The sequence below is a fragment of the Paraburkholderia fungorum genome (assembly GCF_902833645.1).
Classification (GTDB): domain Bacteria; phylum Pseudomonadota; class Gammaproteobacteria; order Burkholderiales; family Burkholderiaceae; genus Paraburkholderia; species Paraburkholderia fungorum.
Genome location: NZ_CADFGE010000001.1, coordinates 1234884 through 1255859, shown reverse-complemented (window position 1 = coordinate 1255859; position 20976 = coordinate 1234884). Strand labels below are relative to the sequence as shown.

General features: G+C 63.2%; 18 protein-coding genes. 13 read left to right on the top strand and 5 right to left on the bottom strand.

Features of this window, described 5'->3' with window-relative positions; all coding sequences use genetic code 11:
• Positions 1–451 precede the first annotated feature (451 nt).
• Genes gspD through gspF form a run of 3 tightly spaced genes read left to right on the top strand, consistent with a single transcriptional unit; the run spans position 452 to position 5593 of the window.
• On the top strand, positions 452–2824 hold the full coding sequence (gspD, locus tag HWX91_RS05625; protein ID WP_028197618.1) for a type II secretion system secretin GspD: 2373 nt from the start codon (positions 452–454) through the stop codon (positions 2822–2824).
• Positions 2821–4371 carry a type II secretion system ATPase GspE gene (gene gspE, locus HWX91_RS05620; RefSeq protein ID WP_028197619.1) on the top strand — a complete coding sequence of 517 codons (1551 nt, stop codon included), beginning with the start codon at positions 2821–2823 and terminating at the stop codon, positions 4369–4371. The genes gspD and gspE overlap by 4 nt, the downstream gene beginning before the upstream one ends.
• Before the next feature lie 4 nt (positions 4372–4375).
• On the top strand, positions 4376–5593 hold the full coding sequence (gspF, locus tag HWX91_RS05615) for a type II secretion system inner membrane protein GspF (protein ID WP_028197620.1): 1218 nt from the start codon (positions 4376–4378) through the stop codon (positions 5591–5593).
• 144 nt (positions 5594–5737) lie between these two features.
• Here the strand turns inward: gspF and HWX91_RS05610 are convergent, their stop codons facing one another.
• Positions 5738–6151, bottom strand: coding sequence for a type II secretion system protein N (locus tag HWX91_RS05610; RefSeq protein WP_028197621.1), 414 nt, complete (start codon positions 6149–6151; stop codon positions 5738–5740).
• Positions 6152–6388: 237 nt separating this feature from the next.
• On the opposite strand from HWX91_RS05610, the gene gspG reads away from it, so the two are divergent.
• The 8 genes from gspG (at position 6389) to HWX91_RS05570 (ending at position 13276) form a co-directional block, all read left to right on the top strand.
• On the top strand, positions 6389–6853 hold the full coding sequence (gene gspG, locus HWX91_RS05605) for a type II secretion system major pseudopilin GspG (RefSeq protein ID WP_028197622.1): 465 nt from the start codon (positions 6389–6391) through the stop codon (positions 6851–6853).
• Between the two features lie 164 nt (positions 6854–7017).
• The gene (locus tag HWX91_RS05600; protein ID WP_102857466.1) at positions 7018–7596 is read left to right on the top strand and encodes a GspH/FimT family pseudopilin; all 579 of its coding nucleotides are present in this window, start codon (positions 7018–7020) and stop codon (positions 7594–7596) included.
• 1 nt (position 7597) lies between these two features.
• Positions 7598–8014: a type II secretion system minor pseudopilin GspI gene (gene gspI, locus HWX91_RS05595; protein ID WP_028197624.1), complete on the top strand. Its 417-nt coding sequence runs from the start codon at positions 7598–7600 to the stop codon at positions 8012–8014.
• Entirely contained in the window at positions 7992–8669 is a 678-nt protein-coding gene (locus HWX91_RS05590; protein ID WP_028197625.1) for a PulJ/GspJ family protein, read from the top strand. The genes gspI and HWX91_RS05590 overlap by 23 nt, the downstream gene beginning before the upstream one ends.
• Positions 8670–9480: 811 nt before the next feature.
• Complete coding sequence (gspK, locus tag HWX91_RS05585; RefSeq protein ID WP_046570065.1) at positions 9481–10524, top strand: type II secretion system minor pseudopilin GspK; 1044 nt, start codon at positions 9481–9483, stop codon at positions 10522–10524.
• Positions 10525–10552: 28 nt separating this feature from the next.
• Complete coding sequence (gene gspL, locus HWX91_RS05580) at positions 10553–11974, top strand: type II secretion system protein GspL (protein ID WP_028197626.1); 1422 nt, start codon at positions 10553–10555, stop codon at positions 11972–11974.
• Positions 11971–12474: a type II secretion system protein M gene (locus tag HWX91_RS05575; RefSeq protein ID WP_028197627.1), complete on the top strand. Its 504-nt coding sequence runs from the start codon at positions 11971–11973 to the stop codon at positions 12472–12474. The genes gspL and HWX91_RS05575 overlap by 4 nt, the downstream gene beginning before the upstream one ends.
• A 22-nt stretch (positions 12475–12496) precedes the next feature.
• A complete protein-coding gene (locus HWX91_RS05570) occupies positions 12497–13276 on the top strand; it encodes a type II secretion system protein N (RefSeq protein ID WP_028197628.1) in 780 nt (259 codons plus the stop codon).
• A gap of 76 nt (positions 13277–13352) precedes the next feature.
• Here the strand turns inward: HWX91_RS05570 and HWX91_RS05565 are convergent, their stop codons facing one another.
• Together HWX91_RS05565 and HWX91_RS05560 are read right to left on the bottom strand one after the other, a co-directional pair.
• Positions 13353–14918 (bottom strand): efflux transporter outer membrane subunit, encoded by a 1566-nt coding sequence (locus HWX91_RS05565; RefSeq protein WP_028197629.1) that lies wholly within the window; start codon positions 14916–14918, stop codon positions 13353–13355.
• Positions 14919–15199: 281 nt separating this feature from the next.
• The gene (locus HWX91_RS05560; RefSeq protein ID WP_028197630.1) at positions 15200–15577 is read right to left on the bottom strand and encodes a hypothetical protein; all 378 of its coding nucleotides are present in this window, start codon (positions 15575–15577) and stop codon (positions 15200–15202) included.
• Between the two features lie 252 nt (positions 15578–15829).
• Between HWX91_RS05560 and HWX91_RS05555 the strand changes: the two genes are divergently transcribed.
• Together HWX91_RS05555 and HWX91_RS05550 are read left to right on the top strand one after the other, a co-directional pair.
• Positions 15830–16372: a MarR family winged helix-turn-helix transcriptional regulator gene (locus tag HWX91_RS05555; protein ID WP_028197631.1), complete on the top strand. Its 543-nt coding sequence runs from the start codon at positions 15830–15832 to the stop codon at positions 16370–16372.
• Positions 16373–16507: 135 nt separating this feature from the next.
• Positions 16508–18070 carry a DHA2 family efflux MFS transporter permease subunit gene (locus HWX91_RS05550; RefSeq protein ID WP_028197632.1) on the top strand — a complete coding sequence of 521 codons (1563 nt, stop codon included), beginning with the start codon at positions 16508–16510 and terminating at the stop codon, positions 18068–18070.
• 366 nt (positions 18071–18436) lie between these two features.
• On the opposite strand, the gene HWX91_RS05545 is transcribed toward HWX91_RS05550, so the two are convergent.
• Together HWX91_RS05545 and gshA are read right to left on the bottom strand one after the other, a co-directional pair.
• Positions 18437–18928, bottom strand: a complete 492-nt coding sequence (locus HWX91_RS05545) for a hypothetical protein (RefSeq protein WP_028197633.1) — start codon at positions 18926–18928, stop codon at positions 18437–18439.
• 270 nt (positions 18929–19198) lie between these two features.
• The gene (gshA, locus tag HWX91_RS05540; protein ID WP_028197634.1) at positions 19199–20815 is read right to left on the bottom strand and encodes a glutamate--cysteine ligase; all 1617 of its coding nucleotides are present in this window, start codon (positions 20813–20815) and stop codon (positions 19199–19201) included.
• Between the last annotated feature and the right edge of the window lie 161 nt (positions 20816–20976).

The following is a 20976-nucleotide window of genomic DNA, read 5'->3' as shown; positions in this document are numbered from 1 at the left end:
AGCCGCTGGAAGCCGGTGAGGCTCGCTGGCCGGGCGTTTGCCGGGCATCGGGGAAAACCCGCCTCGGCAAGTCGCTGCCAGCACCTCGAACGGCTCGTATCATACCGGCAGGCAGATACCCGTCAAGCTGGCTAACCGACATAGTCGAGCGTAAAACGAAGCGCGTCTGCGGGTCGGCGCACACAAGCACGTTTGCTTTCAATTGCTTGACGATTGGAGGCGGTCTTTAGAGTAATCACACCGGGTCGCTTGTTTTGTGACAAATCCGACATGAAAAACTGTTACTGTTCATTTTTTTCGGACTTTGGATGTCCGGCATCCCGGGGATTGACCCCTGATGGGGCCGGCTGGCAGACCGACAGGGCGGCGGCCTGCTCAAATGTTCGCACTGCATGACCGTCGACGGCTCGCGCCGTCGGCTTCGAACCCACATTCCATGAGAAGAAATCGTATGGCATTGCGTCGCGTCGCAACGGCGCTGCTGGTGGCTGGATTGATCACCGCGCAGACAGCACAGGCACAGGTGACACTCAACTTCGTGAACGCCGATATCGACCAGGTGGCCAAGGCGATCGGGGCGGCAACCGGCAAAACGATCATCGTCGACCCGCGCGTGAAGGGTCAGTTGAACCTTGTGTCAGAAAATGCAGTGCCTGAAGACCAGGCGCTGAAGACCCTGCAGTCCGCCTTGCGGATGCAGGGTTTTGCGCTGGTGCAGGATCACGGCGTACTGAAGGTGGTTCCGGAGGCCGATGCCAAGCTGCAAGGCGTGCCGACCTATGTCGGCAATGCGCCGGTGGCGCGGGGCGATCAGGTCATCACGCAGGTGTTCACGCTGAAGAACGAGTCGGCCAACAATCTGCTGCCGATCTTGCGTCCGCTGATCTCGCCGAACAATACCGTCGCTGCTTACCCGGCCAACAACACGATTGTGGTGACCGATTACGCCGACAACGTGCGGCGCATCGCGCAGATCATCGCGGGTGTCGATACGGCCGCCGGCCAGTCGGTGTCGGTGGTGCCGCTGAAGAACGCGAATGCGATCGATATCGCCGCGCAGCTGACCAAGATGCTCGACCCCGGCGCGATCGGCAGCACCGACGCGACGCTGAAGGTATCGATCACCGCGGACCCGCGCACCAACTCCCTGCTGATTCGCGCGTCGAACGGCGCCCGGCTCGCGGCCGCAAAGCAGTTGGCCAGGGAACTCGACACGCCCACGACCATGCCCGGCAACATCCACGTCGTGCCGCTGCGCAACGCGGACGCGACGAAGCTCGCGAAGACCTTGCGCGGGATGCTCGGCAAAGGCAGTGGCGACACCGGCTCGTCAGGCGGCTCGAACGAAGCGAATTCGTTCAACCAGAACGGCGGTGGCGGCTTGGGCGGCAGCAATTCGACAGGCACGTCGGGTACCCCGCCGCTGCCCTCGGGCGGGCTCAACAGCAGCTCGGGAGCGTCGCCGATGGGTGGCAGCGGCGGCGGATACGGTTCGAACAGCGGTTCCGGCGGCCTGCTCGGCAATGACAAGGACAAGAGCGACGACAATCAGCCGGGTGGCATGATCCAGGCGGACGCGGCAACCAACTCGCTGATCATCACGGCGGCCGAGCCGGTGTACCGCAATCTGCGGGCGGTGATCGACCAGCTCGACGCGCGGCGCGCCCAGGTCTATATCGAGGCGCTGATTGTCGAACTGAACTCGACCACGAACGCCAACCTCGGCATTCAATGGCAGGTCGCGAACAGTTCGGTTTTTGCCGGCACCAATCTGGCGGCCGGCACCGGCAACAGCATTATCAATCTGACGGCCGCCGCCGCGGCAGGCGCCGCTACCGGTGGTCTCGGTGCAGCGCTCGCCAGTGGCTCGGGTCTTCAGCAGGGGCTCAACGTCGGCTGGGTGCACAATATTTTCGGCGTGCAGGGACTTGGCGCGCTGTTGCAGGCGCTGTCGCAAACCGCCGATGCGAACGTGCTGTCCACGCCTAACCTCATCACGCTCGACAACGAAGAAGCGAAGATCGTGGTCGGTACGAACGTGCCGATCCAGACGGGTTCGTATTCGAATCTCACGAGCGGCACCAGCCCCGGTTCGGCGTTCAACACGTATGACCGTGTCGACGTGGGTCTGACGCTGCACATCAAACCGCAGATCACCGACGGTGGGATTCTCAAGCTGCAGCTCTACACGGAAGATTCGGCGATCGTGAACGGCACGACCAACGTGTCGACCAACCCGGCCGGTCCGCAGTTCACCAAGCGTTCGATCCAGTCGACGGTGCTCGCCGATAACGGCGAAATCATCGTGCTGGGCGGCCTGATGCAGGACAACTATCAGGTCAGCAACAGCAAGGTGCCGCTGCTGGGCGATATTCCCTGGCTCGGCCAGTTGTTCCGCTCGGAACAGAAGACTCGCCAGAAGACCAACCTGATGGTGTTTCTGCGCCCGGTGATCATCACCGATCGCGATACCGCGCAGGCCGTGACGGCGAACCGTTACGACTACGTGCAGGGCGTGACGGGCGCGTATAAGTCGGACAACAACCTGATGAAGGATAAGGACGATCCGGTGGTGCCGCCGATGCCGCTCGGCCCGAGCCAGGGTGGCTCGCCGGCGATGAACCTGTTCAATCTCGATCAGATGCGTCGCCAGCAGATGGTGCCGCAGTCGGCTCCCGTCATGAACGGCGGCGCTGTGCCGGCCAACCCCGCTGTGCAGACGAACCCTGTTACCAACGGCGGCGCCGTGCAGACGAACCCCGCTGTACAGACAAATCCGGTAACCGTGGGACCGTCCACCGCATCGCCTGGAGTGAAGCCGTGAGCACGCCGTCCACGCCGCCGTCAGCTTCGCGAACGTCGGCAGCAGCCCGAGCTTCGGCGACTGCGCCCGCAGTTGTGGCGGAGCATGCCGAACGCATCGCGCCGTCGGCGGTGGCCGCGCGTCTCGTGCCCTATGGCTTCGCCCGCGGCGGCCAGATTCTGGTCGCGCATCAGCACGCCGACGGCCTCGAAGTCTGGATCAGCGAACGCACCAGCGATGCGGCGCTTGCTGAAGTCGCGCGCAACTTCGGCGCGTTGTCCGTGGTGCGTGTGCCGGCTGACGAACTGGCTCAGGCGATCAACCAGGCTTACGCGCGTCAGGACGGCAGCGCGGCGCAGGTGGTCGGTGAGGTGGAAGGCGAAGTCGATCTGTCGCGTCTGATGCAGGACATTCCCGAGGTCGAGGATCTGCTCGAATCGGAAGACGACGCGCCGATCATCCGCATGATCAACGCGCTGCTCACGCAGGCCGCGCGCGAACAGGCCTCGGATATTCACATCGAGCCGTTCGAGACTTCTTCGGTGGTGCGCTTCCGGGTCGACGGGACGTTGCGCGATGTCGTGCGGCCGAAGAAGGCCCTGCATGGCGCGCTGATTTCGCGGATCAAGATCATGGCGCAGCTCGACATTGCCGAGAAACGTCTGCCGCAGGACGGCCGGATCACGCTGCGTGTCGGCGGCCGTCCGGTCGACGTGCGGGTCTCGACCCTGCCTACCGGTCACGGCGAACGCGCGGTGCTGCGTCTGCTGGAAAAGGACGCCTCGCGGCTGAATCTCGAAGCGCTCGGCATGGCGCCGGACACGCTCGTCAAGTTCGACAAGCTGATCGGCAAGCCGCACGGCATCGTGCTGGTGACCGGGCCGACCGGCTCGGGCAAGACGACCACGCTGTACGCGTCGATGTCGCGGCTCGAAACGGCGACCACCAACATCATGACGGTCGAAGACCCGATCGAATACGACCTCTCCGGCATCGGCCAGACGCAGGTCAACGAGCGGATCGGCATGACCTTCGCGCGGGCGCTGCGCTCGATTTTGCGGCAGGACCCGGACGTCATCATGATCGGTGAAATCCGCGACCTGGAAACCGCGCAGATCGCGGTGCAGGCGTCGCTGACGGGTCACCTGGTGCTGGCCACCTTGCACACCAACGACGCGGCCTCCGCGGTAACCCGTTTGACCGACATGGGCGTGGAGCCGTATCTGCTGGCGTCGTCGCTGCTTGGCGTGCTGGCGCAGCGGCTGGTGCGGCGTTTGTGCCCGGTGTGCCGCGAAGAGCGCGTCGAGGAAGACGGCAGCGTGCGCTGGCATCCGGTCGGCTGCGACAAGTGCGGCCAGTCAGGTTACGCGGGACGGCGCGGTGTCTACGAACTGCTGCTGATCGACGACGAGATCCGCACGCTGGTTCACCGCAACGCCTCCGATGCGGAAATTCTGGCGGCGGGCCGTGCGCAGGGCATGCGTACGCTGCGTGAGGACGCGGACCGCTGGCTCGCATCGGGGCTGACGTCGCTCGAAGAAGTGATTCGCGTGACGGGCGGAGCATAAGCGCATGCCGGCATTTCGTTTCGAAGCGATCGATGCGGCGGGCAAAGCGCAAAAGGGCGTACTCGACGCGGACAGCGCGCGCGGCGCGCGGACCAATTTGCGTTCGCAAGGACTGACACCACTCGTCGTTGAACCGGCCGCGACGCGCACACGTGGCGAGCGCAATCAACGCTTGTCGCTGGGACGGCGTTTATCCCAGCGCGAGCAGGCGATTCTCACGCGCCAACTGGCCAGTTTGCTGATCGCCGGCTTGCCGCTCGACGAAGCCCTCGCGGTGCTGACCGAGCAGTCAGAGCGCGACTACATTCGCGAGCTGATGGCGTCGATTCGCGCGGAAGTGCTCGGCGGCCATTCGCTCGCGAATGCGCTGACGCAGCATCCCAAAGACTTTCCCGAGATCTATCGCGCGCTGGTGGCGGCCGGCGAGCATACCGGCAAGCTCGGTCTCGTGTTGTCGCGTCTCGCCGACTACATCGAGCAACGCAATGCGCTCAAGCAGAAGATCGTACTCGCGTTCACCTACCCCGCGATCGTCACGCTGATCGCCTTCGGCATCGTCACGTTTCTGTTGAGCTACGTCGTGCCGCAAGTGGTGAATGTGTTTGCCAGCACCAAACAGCAACTGCCGATTCTCACCATCATGATGATGGCCTTGTCCGGCTTCGTGCGGCACTGGTGGTGGGCGATGCTGATTGGCGTGATCGTCCTGGTGTATCTGGTGCGCTCGGTGCTGAAGCAGCCGGGCCCACGCCTTGCGTTCGACCGGTGGCTGTTGACGGCGCCGCTGCTCGGCAAGCTCGTGCGCGGCTACAACACGGTGCGGTTTGCCAGCACGTTAGGCATTCTGACCGCGGCGGGCGTGCCGATTCTGCGCGCATTGCAGGCCGCCGCCGAAACGCTCAGCAATAACGCGATGCGCGAGAACATCGACGATGCGATCGTGCGGGTGCGCGAGGGTACGTCCCTATCGCGCGCACTCGGCAACACGAAGACGTTTCCGCCGGTGCTGGTGCACCTGATCCGCTCGGGTGAGGCGACCGGCGACGTGACGACCATGCTCGACCGCGCGGCCGACGGCGAAGCACGTGAACTGGAGCGGCGCACGATGTTCCTGACGAGCTTGCTCGAGCCCTTGCTGATTCTGGCGATGGGGGGTGTGGTGCTGGTGATCGTGCTGGCGGTGATGCTGCCGATCATCGAGTTGAACAACCTGGTGCAGTAAGCGGTGCGGCAAGAGGGGCAGACGTGCTTCAGTTGCGCGTGGCTGCAACGAGGGGTGTAGCAGCCGTTGTGACAATTGCATGCGGGGGCGGCCGCCTTGGGGCAGCCGCCGCGCAATCCGCTGAAGCGCGGCGGAACGTCTGGGCTAGCGCACGTAGATAGTAGGACCTGCCGGATTGGCCGGCAGGAATACTTCGGAATGCGCGCCATTGCGGTCGATGATGATCGAGCGGGGGCGGACTTCAGAGAGTTTGGCGCCTTGCATGAGCGCGCTGCCGATCGACACCGCATGGGGCGGTTCACCGCCAACGCTGACGATGGCCGCGGCGCCTTCCCGCAAAGCGAGGATGCCGAACAGATGCACGTCCTGGTTGGCGCTGCGGGTGAGCTGGCCGCCGAACAGCGTGGCGGCCTGGTCGGTCGAGACCTGCGCGTGCGCGGCGGCAGCGGGCAACGGCGCACCGGACGTGGTGGCGAGCGTAATGACCCAGTAGGTCAAGGTCGCGCAAAACACGGCGAACAGTGCGAGCGACAGAAGGCGGATTTGAATGGCGTTCATGCGCATATTGTACGGACTATTGTGAAAATTGCGTTGGGGGAAAGTACTCCTAATCTCGCGCGAAACGCGGGATCCCCGAGGGGACGCAAGAAACTGGAGGGTGCGTGGCGTTTTCTCGCAACCCTTCAACTGCATGACATTAAAATGACCGGCCGGGCGTGTTCAATGGCAGCCCCGATTGGCTGACACGCGAATCCCGCCCGATCGAAAACTTCACCTGAAAAGAGGTAGCAAGCTATGCAACTGTCGACCACTCGACGAATTGGAATCGCGAACCTGCGCAGCCGTCGTCAGCGCGGTTTCACGCTGATTGAAATCATGGTCGTGATCGCGATCCTGGGCATCCTGGCCGCGTTGATCGTGCCGAAAATCATGAGCCGCCCGGACGAAGCGCGCCGCGTGGCCGCCAAGCAGGACATCGGCACGGTGATGCAGGCGTTGAAACTCTATCGTCTCGACAACGGCCGCTATCCGACCCAGGAGCAAGGCCTGCGCGCCTTGATCGAAAAGCCGACCACCGACCCGGTGCCGAGCAACTGGAAGGACGGCGGTTACCTCGAACGTCTGCCGAACGATCCGTGGGGCAATACCTACCAGTATCTGAATCCGGGCGTGCATGGCGAGATCGATGTGTTCAGTTATGGCGCGGACGGAAAGCCCGGCGGCGAGGGCAACGATGCGGACGTCGGTTCGTGGCAGTAGTCGCGGTGGTTTCGTAGTTGGGTAGTTTGATAATTCATTGAGCGCAGTCGAGCATCAGGCGCGCGGATCGCTCCCAGTTCTCTGGCGATCCACCGCGCGTCTTGTCGACGCATTGTTTCTCTGATTTTTGCTTGATCTTTGGTTGATCGTTTGTGGCCGGCACTATGCGACTGTCCGCTTGCAAGTCCCCTGTGGACACTCCGTGTACGGCGACGCTGCCGGGCACGGCGTGCGCTGGCGCGCGCGTGCGCGGCCGGCGTGGCGCAGATGGTTTTCGCGCCACCGGCCCGAAGCGCGCGGCGGGTTTCACGCTGCTGGAAATGATGGTGGTGCTGGTGATCGCGGGCATTCTGGTATCGCTGACCGCGCTGACCATGACGCGCAATCCGCGCACCGATCTGAACGAAGAGGCGCAGCGTCTCGCGCTGCTATTCGAATCGGCTGGCGACGAAGCCCAGGTGCGCGCACGGCCGATCGCCTGGCAACCGCTCGACGGCGGATTTCGTTTCGACGTGCGTACCGAAGACGGCTGGCGTCCGTTGCGCGACGATCTGCTTGGGCCGCGTAACTGGGAGGGTGGCGTGACTGGCGTCACGATCAATTATCCCGGGTCGGATTCGCACCCGAGCCGGGTCGTGTTCGGTACCGAAGCGATCGACGTGCCCGTGCAGATCACGCTGTTTTCGGCGGCGGGACGCGCGACGATTGTCAGTACCGGCAACGGCCGCTATGAGGTGCACTGAGATGCGTCGTTGCAGGAATATGGGCGTGCGCGAGAGGGTTCACGGCGCGCAGCGCGGTTTTACGATGATCGAAGTGCTGGTGGCGCTGGCGATCATTGCGATTGCGTTGGCGGCGTCGTTGCGCGCGGTGGGGAGTCTCGCGAACGGCGAGGCCGATTTGCATCGACGGCTGCTGGCGGGATGGAGCGCGGACAATACGTTGGCGCAATTGCATTTGACACATGGCTGGCCGAATGTCGGCTCGACGAGTTTTGACTGTTCGCAGGGCAATTTGCAGTTGATTTGTACCGAGCATGTGACGGCGACGCCGAATCCGGTGTTTCGTCGAGTGGAAGTCATGGTGACGATGCCTGGGCGTTCCGGCAATCTTGCCCAGATGGTCACGGTGGTCGCGAATGAAAACAACCGTTCGCTCTGAGCGCCGCGGCCGATCGGGCGCGCGTGGCTTCACGCTGATCGAGCTGCTGGTCGCGATTGCGATCATGGCGGTGATTGCCGTGTTGTCGTGGCGCGGATTGGACCAGATCATTCGTGGCCGGCAGACGATTACGAATGCGATGGAGGACGAGCGCGTCTTTGCGCAGGTATTCGACCAGATGCGGATCGACGCACGCCAGGCCGCGTCGGACGATGAGTCCGGGCAGGCCGCTGTGTCGATTAGCGGCAGTGTGCTGCAGATCGTGCGGCAGATTTTGCTGCCGGGGACGGCGCCGCGCTTGCAGGTGGTGAGGTATCGCGTGTCCGAGGGGCGGGTGATTCGGTATGCGTCGCCGCCGCTGGCGAATGTGGGCGAGTTGCGTGGTGCGCTGCGCGGTGGCGAGGGTGATGGCTGGACGGCGGTGCCTTTGATGGGCGGTGTCGCGGCTATTTCTGCTCGTCTTTATGTGCCCAAGGTGGGCTGGACCACGCAGATGAAGGATGTGCAGAGCGCCATTACGGAGAACGATAATAATTTGAAGGTGCCCCAGTTGGGGAATGCGCCGCTGCCGCGGTCGGTGACGGGGCTGGAAGTGAGTGTCGGGGCTAAGTCGTTGGCGCGGCCTGTCACGCGGGTTTTTCTCGTCGGAGAATGAGATGAGGGGTTTGGTGTTGTCTCCGCGACGGTTTGTAGTTGTGCTGTTTGTTCGCCTTTTGCGGCGGGCTTGTTTGCGTTCTTCCCGTTTTGGCCTTTCCTTGTTTTGTTGTCGGTCTATTAGCGTTCCCCCTGTGCGGGGGGGCACCTACTTTTCTTTGCCGGCCGCAAAGAAAAGTAGGCAAAAGAAAGCGGCTCAAACCGCTAATGCTAAGCGGGTCCCCCGCACAGCCATCGGTAGTGGTGCATCTGGAATCTGTCCCATCGCACACTCCGCCTCAGTGACAAAGCAGTCATTAGCTCCGGCGGCGCTCCGCGCGCCGAACGGTACACCTCAAACAGTCGGGCTCTCGGGCGTGACGCCCTTTTCAGCCGCCCTCCCCAGTTCCGACACACCGGCATTGCCGGGAAAACGGGTTGGGCATTTCGCCGAGGCGAAGCCGACGGCTCCCGCCTACCCCGGCCGGGGCCGGGGGGGGGCGAAGTGGACCGTTCCGGTGAGCGCGCAGCGCGAGGCGGGAGGTATGACGGCCTTGTCACTTCCGGTTGGGGACATGGGGGCACGGATTCCAGATGCACCACTACCCCCTCCAAGCCAGGGGACCCGCTTAAGAGCTAGCGGTTTGAGCTGCTTTCTTTTGCCTACTTTTCTTTGCAGCAGGCAAAGAAAAGTAGGTGCCCCCCCGCACAGGGGGAATGCTAATAGACCGATATCAAAACAAGGAAAGGCCAAAACGGGAAGAACGCAAACAAGCCCGCCGCAAAAGGCGAACAAAGCAAGCACACAGCCCAAAGCCCAACGCGGCGCAGCCATCATCAGCGCCCTACTGGTAGTCGCGCTCTCAGCGATATTGGTATCGGGCATGCTCTGGCGCCAGCAAGTCCAGATCCGCAGGATAGAAAACCAGCGTCTCCTATCCCAGGCACAATGGGTCGCCCGCGGCGCGCTCGACTGGACGCGCCTGATTCTCCGCTCGGAGGGCGACACCTCGGCAGGCATCACCTATCTGGGCGGCCTGTGGGGCGTCCCCATCGCCAAAACACGTCTGTCGGATTTCCTTGGACAAATCGGCGAAGTCAGAGCCGAGCAAGGCCAGGCAACCTACCTGTCAGGTTCCATCGAAGACGCCCAGGCGAAATTCAACCTCCGCAATCTGGTCTCGAGCCCGGCGCCCGGCGTCATGCAAGTGAACATGGAACAGGTCGGCGCCTATCAGCGCCTGCTCGTGTCTCTCGGTGTGAACAGCCAACTGGCGAAAGCCACCGCCTTGCAGGTGCGCTCGAGCCTCGCGCAATCGGCGACACGTTTCCAGACGGTCACGTCCCCCGCAGGCACGACGTCGACCCCGCTCACCGCAGGTGGCAGCGCCATAGGCGGTAGCTTCACCGATAAGCCCGGTATCGAGGACGGCGACGACAACGCCGCGGTCGCGCCGCTGCAGATGACCAGCGTCGATTCGCTGCTCGATATCCCCGGCTATACGCCGGAAATGGTCGCGCGTTTGCGGCCTTTCGTCACCGTGCTGCCGACCGTATCGGCGGTCAACATGAATACGGCCTCCGCCGAAGTCGTCGCCGCAATCGTGCCGGGAATGAACCTGTCCGCCGCACAAGCCTTCGTCGCGCGCCGGCAGACCGTGTTCTTCCATAACGTCGCCGACGTGCAACTGGCCTTGCGCGGCGCCGGCGTACAGTCGGTCTCGATCGATCCGAATGAGATGGACGTCAACACGAGCTACTTCCTGATCCACGGCCGCGTACAGCACGAACGCGCGGAAGTCGATCGCACGACCCTCGTCTATCGCGATGCTTTGACTCACACTACGCGTATCGTGCGGGTACAAGACCAATTATGAATAACGCCTTTCCCAGAGAGAGTGGCCTTTGAGCACGCTGATCGTTCTATTGCCGCCGCGTGATCCGGCGGTGCCGTCGCAGGAATGGCAACTGCCGGACCTGCCGTTCGTGCTGCTCGACAAATCGGGCCGCACCCAACGCGCGGGCCGCTCGGCGCTCGCGCTGCTGCCGCGCGCCTCGTCGACGGTGCTGATGGTCGCCGCCCGCGACCTGCTGATGATGCCCGCCAAGCTGCCGCCGTTGCGCGGTCCGCGGCTGCGCCAGGCATTGCCGAATATCGTCGAGGATCAACTGATCCAGGACCCGCAAACCTGCCACATCGCCGTCGATCCGCAACCGCTCGCAGGCGGCCGGCAGTTGCTCGCGATCATCGATCGCGGCTGGTTCCGCTTCATCTGCGAGGGCTTTGCCGCAGCGGGCCACCGCAGCGTGCGCGCAGTGCCGGTTACGCGCTGTCTGCCGCAAGCCGTCGCGCTCGACACCCCCGCCGAAGTCGCGGAAATGGTCAACGCCGGCGAGCCGGTGCTGGCCGGTACGGCCAGCGTGGCGACATCGCTGCCGGGTGTCGCGCCGGTCGTGGCGCCAGAAGTCGCGTCGGTCACGCCGATGGTGGCGGCCGTGCTCGGCGCCGTCGTTCAGACCGCGCCCGCCTTGCTGCTCGAAGGCGCGGTCGAACGTGCGGTGGACAACGGCGCACCGCGTGTCGAACTGGCTATCGCGCGCGGCGTGCAAGGCGAAGGGCTGGCGGTGCCGGCGAGCGCGGTGAACGCGACGCTCAGCGCGCTCGCCGGCGCGGCGCCAGTCTCGCTGTATATGCTGACGGAAGTGCCCGGCAACGAGCCGAGTCTCGCAGCAACCAGTCCGGCCAGGCTTGCCGCCTATGTGCACGGGGCCAGCCCGCTGCCGTTCGAGCAGCTCGCGCGCCGCGCGCTGGCGTGCCGTTTCGATCTGTGCCAGTTCGAGTTTGCCTCGCAACCGTGGCGGCTCGATCGCGCGACGCTGCGGCGCCTGCGCCTGCCGGTCCTGCTGGCGGTCGGCTCGCTGCTAATCGCGATTATCGGCGCGAACGTGCAGTGGATGATGCTCGCGCGTCAGCGCGACGCGATCAACACGCAGATGACCGAGCTGCTTCTGAACACCTTCCCCAAGACGACGGTCGTGCTCGACGCGCCCGATCAGATGTCGCGCCAGTTGCAGCAGTTGCGGGTGGCGGCGGGTGAGCTGTCGCCGGACGATTTTCTGTCGCTCGCCGATGGCCTTGCGCGTTCGTTGGCGCCAGTGCCAGTCAACGGCATCGCCGCGCTCGACTATCACGACCGGCGGCTCGACGTGACCTTCAAGCCTGAAGTGAAACTCGATGCCGATTTCGCCAAGCGTCTGTCGCGCAACGGCCTGACCGGTGCGATCGACAGCAACACCGGCAAGTGGACCATCAGGAACGGACAATGAAAGCTGAACTCGCCCAAAGCTGGGCTGGATTCTGGGACCAACGCACCGAGCGCGAAAAAACGCTGCTGGCGTGGGGCGGCGGGGTGCTCGCCGTGGTGATCGCATGGTCGGTGCTGTGGGCGCCTGCGCAGGACGGCCGTGCACACTTGCGTGAATCGCTGCCTGCGCTGCAGCGTCAGTTGGCGCAGATGACCGCGCAAGCGAATGAAGCGCGCCAGCTCTCCGCCGCGGCGCAAGGCGTCGCGCCGACCGGCGCGGCACTGAAGGATGCGCTCACCGCCTCGCTCGGCGATCATGGGCTGGCCGCGACCCAGGTGCAGGTGGTCGGCAATGCGGTGCAGATCCAGATGAAGAACGTGTCGTTCCCGGCGTGGACGAGCTGGGTCGACGACGCGCGCAAGCAGTTCAAGGTGCAGGTCGCCGAAGCGCACGTGACCGCTCTCAAGGAAGACGGCCAGGTGGATCTGATGGCATCGTTGCAGCCGTCTACCGCCAAATGACCGCGCCGTTACAGGATCTCGCATGACTTACTGGATGCGGCGCCTGCGCGCCGCGCTACCCTGGCTGGCGATCGCAGTGCTGGCCAGCGCGGCCGTGATGCTCACGCTGTTGCCGGCCGCCTGGATCACGCCGCAGTTCGCGAGGCAAACCCGTGGCCACGTCAATCTCGTCGATCCCGCCGGCTCGCTGTGGCACGGTTCGGCGACGCTCATGCTGGCTGCCGGTTCCGACATGAGTGCCGCGACCCTGCTGCCGGGGCGGATCGAATGGCGCACTGCCTTCTGGCCGCTCTTCACCGGCCACGTGCGCATGACCATGCGGCACAGCGAGGCGATGCCCGACCCCATCACCGTCGACATCACGCCGCGCACCGCCACCGTCACGTCCGGCGCGATGGCTGTGCCGGCTTCGCTGCTGAGTGGGCTCGGCGCGCCGTTCAATACGCTCGATCTGCAAGGCGACGTGCGCCTTGCCTGGTCTGACTGGCGCAGCTTCAATCAGGAAGCGTTCGGCCAATTGACGGTGACGCTGAACGACGTCAGTTCGCGCGTCTCGCTGGTCAAGCCGCTGGGCTCTTACCGGCTGCTGTTCCAGGCGCAAGGCGCCTCGTCCACGCTGGATCTGACGACCCTCAAGGGGCCGCTGATGCTGACCGGCAATGGCACTGTGTCGGCAGCCTCGACGTCGTTTCAGGGGACGGCCAGCTCCGCGCCGGAAGCTCGCGACAATCTGGCCGGACTGCTGAATCTGCTGGGACGGCCGAACGGGCCGGATAGCGTCGCCCTGACGTTCGTGCACTGACGCGCCGGGTACAAAAAAAGAGGCAGGGCCGCCTATCGCGGCCCTGCCTCTTTTGCATTTCCTTTGCGCCGCGCGCCTAGTCGCTTTGCGCTGCCGGCGTGGTAGCGCCGCTTTGCGCCACAGGCGTGGCCGACGCTGCCGGCAACGGCGCGGGTGCCGCCACATCGCCCGTTTCGCGGTTCATTTGCGAAACATCCCAGCCACCGCCGAGCGCTTTCACGAGCCCCACCGACGACACCATGCGCTGCCCGGCGAGGCTCTCCAGCTTCTGCTCCGCCGTGAAGGCGGTGGTCTGCGCGGTCAGCACGTTGACATAGCCGACCGTCCCCGCCTTGTACTCGTTCGTGACGATGGCGAGCGCCTGACGCGCGGAATCCACGGCCTGCCGCTGCACGACGATTTCCTGCTCGAGGATGCGCTGCGAGGCGAGGTTGTCTTCGACGTCCTGGAATGCCGCCAGGATCGTTTGACGATAGGTGGCGACGTCCTGATCGTAGACCGCGCGGGCGGCTTCGGTCTTTGCCTGGCGCAGGCCCGCGTCGAAGATCGTGGCGGCGAGCTGCGGACCAAGCGTCCAGAAGCGCGACGGCAAGGTCAACAACTGCGAGAACGCCGAACTCTGGAAACCGCCGGTAGCCGACAGCGTGAGCGACGGGAAAAACGCGGCAATCGCGACACCGATCTGTTCGTTCGCCGCCGCCGCCGTGCGCTCGGCCGCCGCGATATCCGGACGCCGCTCGAGCAGCGCGGACGGCATCTGCGCGGGCACGGCAGGCGGCGTAGCGGTGAGCGGCATGGGCGGAATCGAGAAGGTCGAGGCCGGCTCGCCGACCAGGACGGCGATTGCGTGCTCGTCTTGTGCGCGCGCCACGCCGTTGTCGATCGCGGCCGCCTGCGCCGACTGTAGCTGCGTTTGCGCCTGAATGACGTCCGAGCGGGCGGCCACGCCTGCCGCGTACTGGTTCTGCGTGAGCTGCAGCGAGCGCTGATAGGCCGCTACGGTGTCGTCGAGCAGCCTCTGGGTCGAGTCGAGCGAGCGCAGTGAGAAATAGGTTTGCGCGAGCGTGGCCTGCGCGGACAGCCGCGCATTCGCCAGATTGGCGGCGGCGCCCTGCTGGCCGGCCTTCTGCGAATTCACCGAGCGCGTGACCGAACCCCACAGGTCCGGTTCCCAACTCGCGTCGAGTTGTACGTTGTAGCTGTTGTTGATGCCGGAGCGGCTCGAGGTCGTCGCGCCGCCGCTGGACGACGAACCGTAGCCGGAGCGCGTCACGCCCGCCGATGCGCCGACGGTCGGAAAATACGCCGCGCGTGCCTCGCCAACCAGCGCACGTGCCTGCCGGTAGGCGGCGGCATATTGGGCAATGGTCTGATTCGACGTGTTCAGCTTGTCTTCGAGCGCGTTGAGTTGCGGGTCTTCGTAAATGGTCCACCAGTCGCCGCGGTCCTGCCGATCGGCAGGCTGGGCGACCTTCCAGCCGGGTGCGGCTTCTTTGTAGGAAGCGGGGATCTCGGCCGCGGGCCGCTTGTAGTCGGGGCCGACTGCACAACCGGCCAGCGAGGCGGCGAGGCCTGCGGCTACCGCGATAGTCAGGGCTCGGGGCGCAAGCGTCCGCGCGCGCGAGATTCGATCAGACTGCATGCAATGGATTCCTTCAGGACGCCGCAGTGCGGCCAATGGCGGCACTGCCAGCCGGGCGAGATCATGGCTCTGCCGGAATGTTAGCGTATGGGGCCGCATGAGCGCGGCAAACTGAAAGGGTAATGCGAGGGAAGGCGAAGGTGTGTTACTTACGGTATCGGGATGGTTACGTGCTGTTACCGGACTGGTTGCCTTTGGCGACGCGAAGCGCTGCACGTGGAACCGGCGCCGGCCTTGCGAGAAGAAGAGAAGCGAGAAGAAGAGAATTAAACCGCGACGCTTTAAACCCGCGAATCCGACGACGTCGTCTGCCGGGCCAGCTTGCCCGCCGCAGCCCGGCACGGTGCATCACCTCTCGTCTGGCAGGCGCCAGCAGGACTCACTGAGATGGCCGGAACGCCATTGACCGCTCCGACGACGGCAACGCTCACAGCCGGCAATTCCGCTGGTTTCGCTGCTGCGGCGGTCTGAACCCCCTTCTGTACCCGCCGATGCTCGAACCACGCAAGCACCGCGACGCCTACCGATCCACCGGGCAGCACAAACAGCACAGCGAGCAACGCCAGTTTCCACCAGCGATGCGGCCCTTGAAAGCTGCTCATTGCGGAATCGGTCAGGGAGCGGCTTAGGCCGCCGAGGGTGTTTTTGAGGTACAGCATGGGGGAAATCCTTTACGCACGGCGCCGGTGCGGCGTGCAGACAATCGGTCAGAACATGGTCTCGGGTGGCGCAGGTTGCGCGTAACTCGTTGCCTATCATAATATTGACTATGCAATTAAATTTCAAGATACTTTGCTCGGTCGCAAGAGTGGTGTTGTTTTTTGTGCTGCTCGCGTCGTGCGAAATCCAATTTGACTTGTCTGCTTAGGCAGCTAGAATTCGTTCTGCTTGGCGATGTTCCCGGATACACGATGACTGACGGCCCCTACAAAGCGGATGAGATTCGACTCGAATCGAGTCTTGGCTATTACCTGACGAAAGCGCGAAACGTGCTCGTCGAACGAACCGACCGCGCAGTCAAACCGTTAGGACTGACCGCTCAGCAGATCGGTGTGATTCTGATGTTGTCCGCGCAGCGCGCGAACACGCCGTTTGAGTTGTCGCGTGTCATGTCATACGACAGCGGATCGATGACGCGTTTGCTCGATCGCCTTGAAAAGAAAGGCTTTATCGTGCGCACGCGCAGCGACGCCGACCGCCGGATGGTCAAGCTGGAGCTGACGCCGCAAGGCCATGAAGCCGCGCGGCAATTGCCCAGTCTGGGCGCCGCCGTGCTGAACGAGCAGCTGCGCGGGTTTTCCGCCGCGGAGCATGCCACCCTGCTCGACCTGCTCGGCCGTTTCATTGCGAACGGCATCGGTGAGGGCGCGGGCGGCTGCTGTGGACTGGAATCAACGCAGGAAGCGCTGGAAGACTCACCCGAAGAGCCGTCGGCAAAGCACGGCGAGCGGTAACCAGGAGGCGCTTTTGAACGCGCCGTTGTTTGAAAATGTCTGTCTGGGCAGAGGGTGATCCGGCATGTAAGCACACCGTTAGACGGGTGCGATAAAGCTGCCGCGACAAGCTTTCCCGGTTGAGGAGAATCACACATGGCTGCTACGGCTTCCGCCGATGCCCTACCCGCCGCCGAACCCGCGCCGCTGAAAGGCGGGGCGCTGGCGTTGCTTACCGTCGGCCTCGCGCTGGGCACGTTCATGGAAGTGCTCGATACGTCGATCGCGAACGTCGCCGTGCCGACCATTTCCGGCAGCCTCGGCGTGGCGACCAGTCAGGGCACCTGGGTCATCTCGTCCTATTCCGTCGCATCAGCGATCGCGGTCCCGCTAACCGGCTGGCTCGCGCGGCGTGTCGGCGAGGTGCGACTGTTCACGCTGTCTGTTCTGCTTTTCACGATCGCCTCGGCGCTGTGCGGCTTCGCGCACAATTTCGAGTCGCTGATTGCGTTCCGGCTTCTGCAGGGGCTTGTTTCCGGGCCGATGGTCCCGCTCTCGCAGACGATTCTGATGCGCTCGTACCCACCGGAAAAACGCGGACTCGCGCTTGGGCTCTGGGCGATGACGGTGATCTGCGCGCCGATTTTCGGGCCCGTGATGGGCGGCTATATCACCGACAACTACACGTGGCCGTGGATTTTCTATATCAACGTGCCGATCGGCTTGTTCTCGGCGGTGTGCGCGTTCCTGCTGTTGCGCGGCCGTGAGACCAAGGTCACCAAACAGCGTATCGATGCGGTCGGTCTCGCGTTGCTCGTGATCGGCGTGTCTTGTCTGCAGATGGTGCTCGACCTAGGCAAGGACCGCGACTGGTTCAACTCGACCTTTATCGTCACGCTGGCGATTATCGCGGTGGTGTCGATTGCGTTCCTGCTGGTTTGGGAGATGACGGATAAGGAACCCGTTGTCGATCTTTCGCTATTCAAGGATCGCAACTTCGCGCTCGGGGTGGTGATTATTTCGTTCGGGTTTATGGCGTTCTTCGGGTCTGTGGTGATTTTCCCGCTGTGGCTGCAGACGGTGATGGGATATACCGCCGGGATCGCCGGTCTGGCGACGGCGCCAGTCGGCATTCTTGCGCTGTTTCTGTCGCCGATGATCGGCAAGAATATGCATCGGTTGAATCTGCGTGTGGTGGCGAGTTTTGCGTTCATCGTGTTTGCGCTGGTGTCGTTCTGGAACTCGACTTTTACGCTCGATGTGCCATTCAATCATGTGATCTGGCCGAGGTTGGTGCAAGGTATCGGCGTTGCCTGCTTCTTTGTGCCGATGACTACTATTACGCTGTCCAGCGTGTCGGATGAGCGGCTTGCTAGTGCTTCCGGTTTGTCTAACTTTTTTCGGACACTGTCGGGGGCGATTGGGACGGCTGTTAGTACGACTTACTGGGAAAATGACACGATCTATCATCATGCGATGCTGACCGATTCGGTTAATGTTTATTCGGCTAATACCAATGCTTATACCAATGCGCTCGCCGGGATCGGGCTTTCTGGGGATGGTCTCACCGCTCAGTTGAATCAGGTTGTTACGGCGCAGGCTTATATGATGGCCACTAATGACTTTTTTCGCATTTCTTGTGCGGCGTTTTTGGTGTTGGCGGTGCTTGTTTGGGTTACTAAACCCCGGAAAGGGGTTGGGCCTTCTATGGGGCATTGACTGTTTTTTGTGCTTGTGCGGCGCCTTGGCTGTTTGCTTATGGTGTTGGCCTTTCCTTGCTTTGGTAGTGGTCTATTAGTGTTGCCCCTGTGCGGGGCGGCACCTACTTTTCTTTGCATGCCGCAAAGAAAAGTAGGCAAAAGAAAGCGGCTTTACACCGCCAGCTCTTAAGCGGGTCCCCCGCACAGCCACGGTAGTGGTGCATCTGGAATCTGTGTTCCCGCACACTCCGCCTCAGTGACAAGGCAGTCATACCTCCGGCGGCGCTGCGCGCGCCGATACCTAGTTCATAAAACCGGCCGCTGGATTTTATGCGGCGAGTTTTTTTGCGTCTGCTCGCTGTTTCCGCGGGAGCTTTCCCTTCTCTCACTGCGCTACTGGTTCGCCCGGGATCGATTGGCCCGATGCGTCCGGGTGCATCGCCGTGGGTGCACCTTGCGATGGCTTCTCGCCGCTCTGCGGCGCGCCCGTTGGCGTGCCACTTCGTACGTATTCCTTGAAGTCGGCGCCCGCTTCCCATGGGTTCGGTTTGCAACCGAGCGCTCCGTCGCAATGCGCAGCGAAACCAATCGTCGCCGTGCCGTCCGGATTCGCTGTGCGCGTTATCTGGTACGCGAGCGCACGCTTGCCGCCGTCCGGACCCGCCGTCTGGATCAACGTGTCCGTCGAAGACTCGATCTTGTACTTCGAATGCCCCGCTACCCACGTCTGCGCACGCTGCCACCAAACGTCACACTCAGCCTTCGTCGAACACGTCAACGGCGTGGTCGCGATCTGCATCACGCCCGGATCGACCTGCCCCTGTGTCGAACACCCCGCCGCCGCCAGGCACAGTACGGCCAACAGACCTTTTTTCATCGCGTTAAAGCCTCCCGCTCCGGAACGTGTCATACACGTTGGACCGCATCCCCGACAAGGTGTTTCATGCGCGCTTACGAATAGCCGAGGCGCGGGGAGATTTTGCCGGTATGGCCGGGTATCGAAGGTCGCCTGGCGTAGACGTTACCTGTGCGCAATGGAAAAGCGGCCATCAAACCGCTTGCGGTTCGGCAAATGAAAATGCCGTTCAGTATTCACTGAACGGCATTTGCTCTGAAGGCGTTTTTCCGGGTTCGTCTGATACGTTGTTTACACGCTGAACCGATTCAGTGTGAACGCCCGGTAAGCCGCGACAAATGCGTCGAACGAACCAACTTCTTCCCGCTCAAGTTTTGCCTGCTCGGCCAGCGATTTCGCAGCAAGGTCGGTGAATTCTTTGGTCTGCGCGGCATCCAGCGGACGCGAGCGGAAATAAGCGGCGTGCGCTTCGCTTTGCTCAAGGCCAAATTCGAGAAAGCTCTGCTGCTTGTCGCGCATCGTTTGCAACACGCGTGCGGACGGTGTCAGCGACGCATCCGCCAGTTTCGCGCGTTGAACCGCCACGGCGCGGGCGTGGGCGTCGCCGCCGTGCAATGCATCGAGCTTCGCGGCGGCCGCGTCGATCTGGATGAACAGTTCGTTCGCCCAATCCGTCATCGCAATCGGCTTGCCGTCGCGCGTCAGTTCGAGGCCCGGTTTGCGGCCCTCCATCGTCACGCTGCCGAAGTTCTGGTTCGCCTCGGCATAGGCGTCCGGCGGCAGTGGCGCGCTGTCGTCGAGCGCGCAGACCAGCAGGTAAGCATCGAGGAAGCGTGACGTCTCCAGCGAAATGCCGGTCGGCTCGAATGGGTCGATGTCCATGCAGCGCACTTCGACATACTGCACGCCGCGTGCAGCCAACGCATGCAGCGGACGCTCGCCCGGGTACGTGACGCGCTTCGGACGGATCGTCGAGTAGAACTCGTTTTCGATTTGCAACACGTTCGTGTTGATCTGCACCCACTCGCCGTCGCGTTGCGTGCCGATTGCCTCGTACGCGGGGTACGGCTGGCTCACGGCCTTCGCGAGTGCGTCGAGGTAGCCCGGCAGCGTGTCGTAGTCGGCGTGCAGCGCGGCCTGTGCCGTGGTGTTCGAGTAGCCGAGATCGCTCATGCGCAAACTGGTCGCGTACGGACGATACAGCGTGTCGGCGTCGAAGGTCTCGAGCGTGTGCTTGCGATCGCGCAGGAAGCGGCGATCCAGTGCCGGCGACGCGCCGAACAGGTACATCAGCAGCCAGTTGGTGCGGCGGAAATTGCGGATCAGCGCGAGGTAGCGGTCGGACTGGAAATCGACGGCATTGGCGGTGGATTGCTGGTCCGCATGCCATGCCCGCCACACTTCTTCGTTCAGCGAATAGTTGTAGTGGATGCCCGCAATGCACTGCATCGTGCGGCCGTAACGGAGCGCGAGGCCTATGCGGTACACGTACTTCAGTTTGCCGATATTCGACGTGCCGTAATGTGCGATCGGAATGCCCTCGTCCGTATCGGGCAACAGGCCAGGCATCGAGTTGTTCCACAAGATCTCGTCGCCCAGTTCGGCGTAGACGAAACGATGCAGCGTATCGAGCTTCTCGAGCGTGAGCGCGACGTCGTGCTCGGCCGGCGTAATCAGTTCGAGCAACGCCTCGGAATAGTCGGTGGTCAGCGACGGATGCGTGAGCGCCGAACCAAGCGTGAGCGGATGCGGCGTCAAGGCGAGCCGGCCGTCGTGCGTTACGCGCAGGCTTTCCTTTTCGATGCCGCGCAGGCCACGTATCAGCGCGTCGCGCTGCGGGCCTGAGCTCAGCACCGAGAGGCGGTGCAACAGCGCGTCGTTCGTGCGGGAAGGTGTCGTGTTTGGCATTGATGCGTGTCGGGCGTTGTCGGCCGCCATGTACCGCTTCACTGCTCAGGTGCAGCACTGCGCGGTTGACAACGTTCGGCGGAATTTTCGGGTAGCGGGCACTTTAACATCTCGCCAGAACGGCTGCTTGAGGCCGCTTCGGCAGGCCTTCAGGCGACACC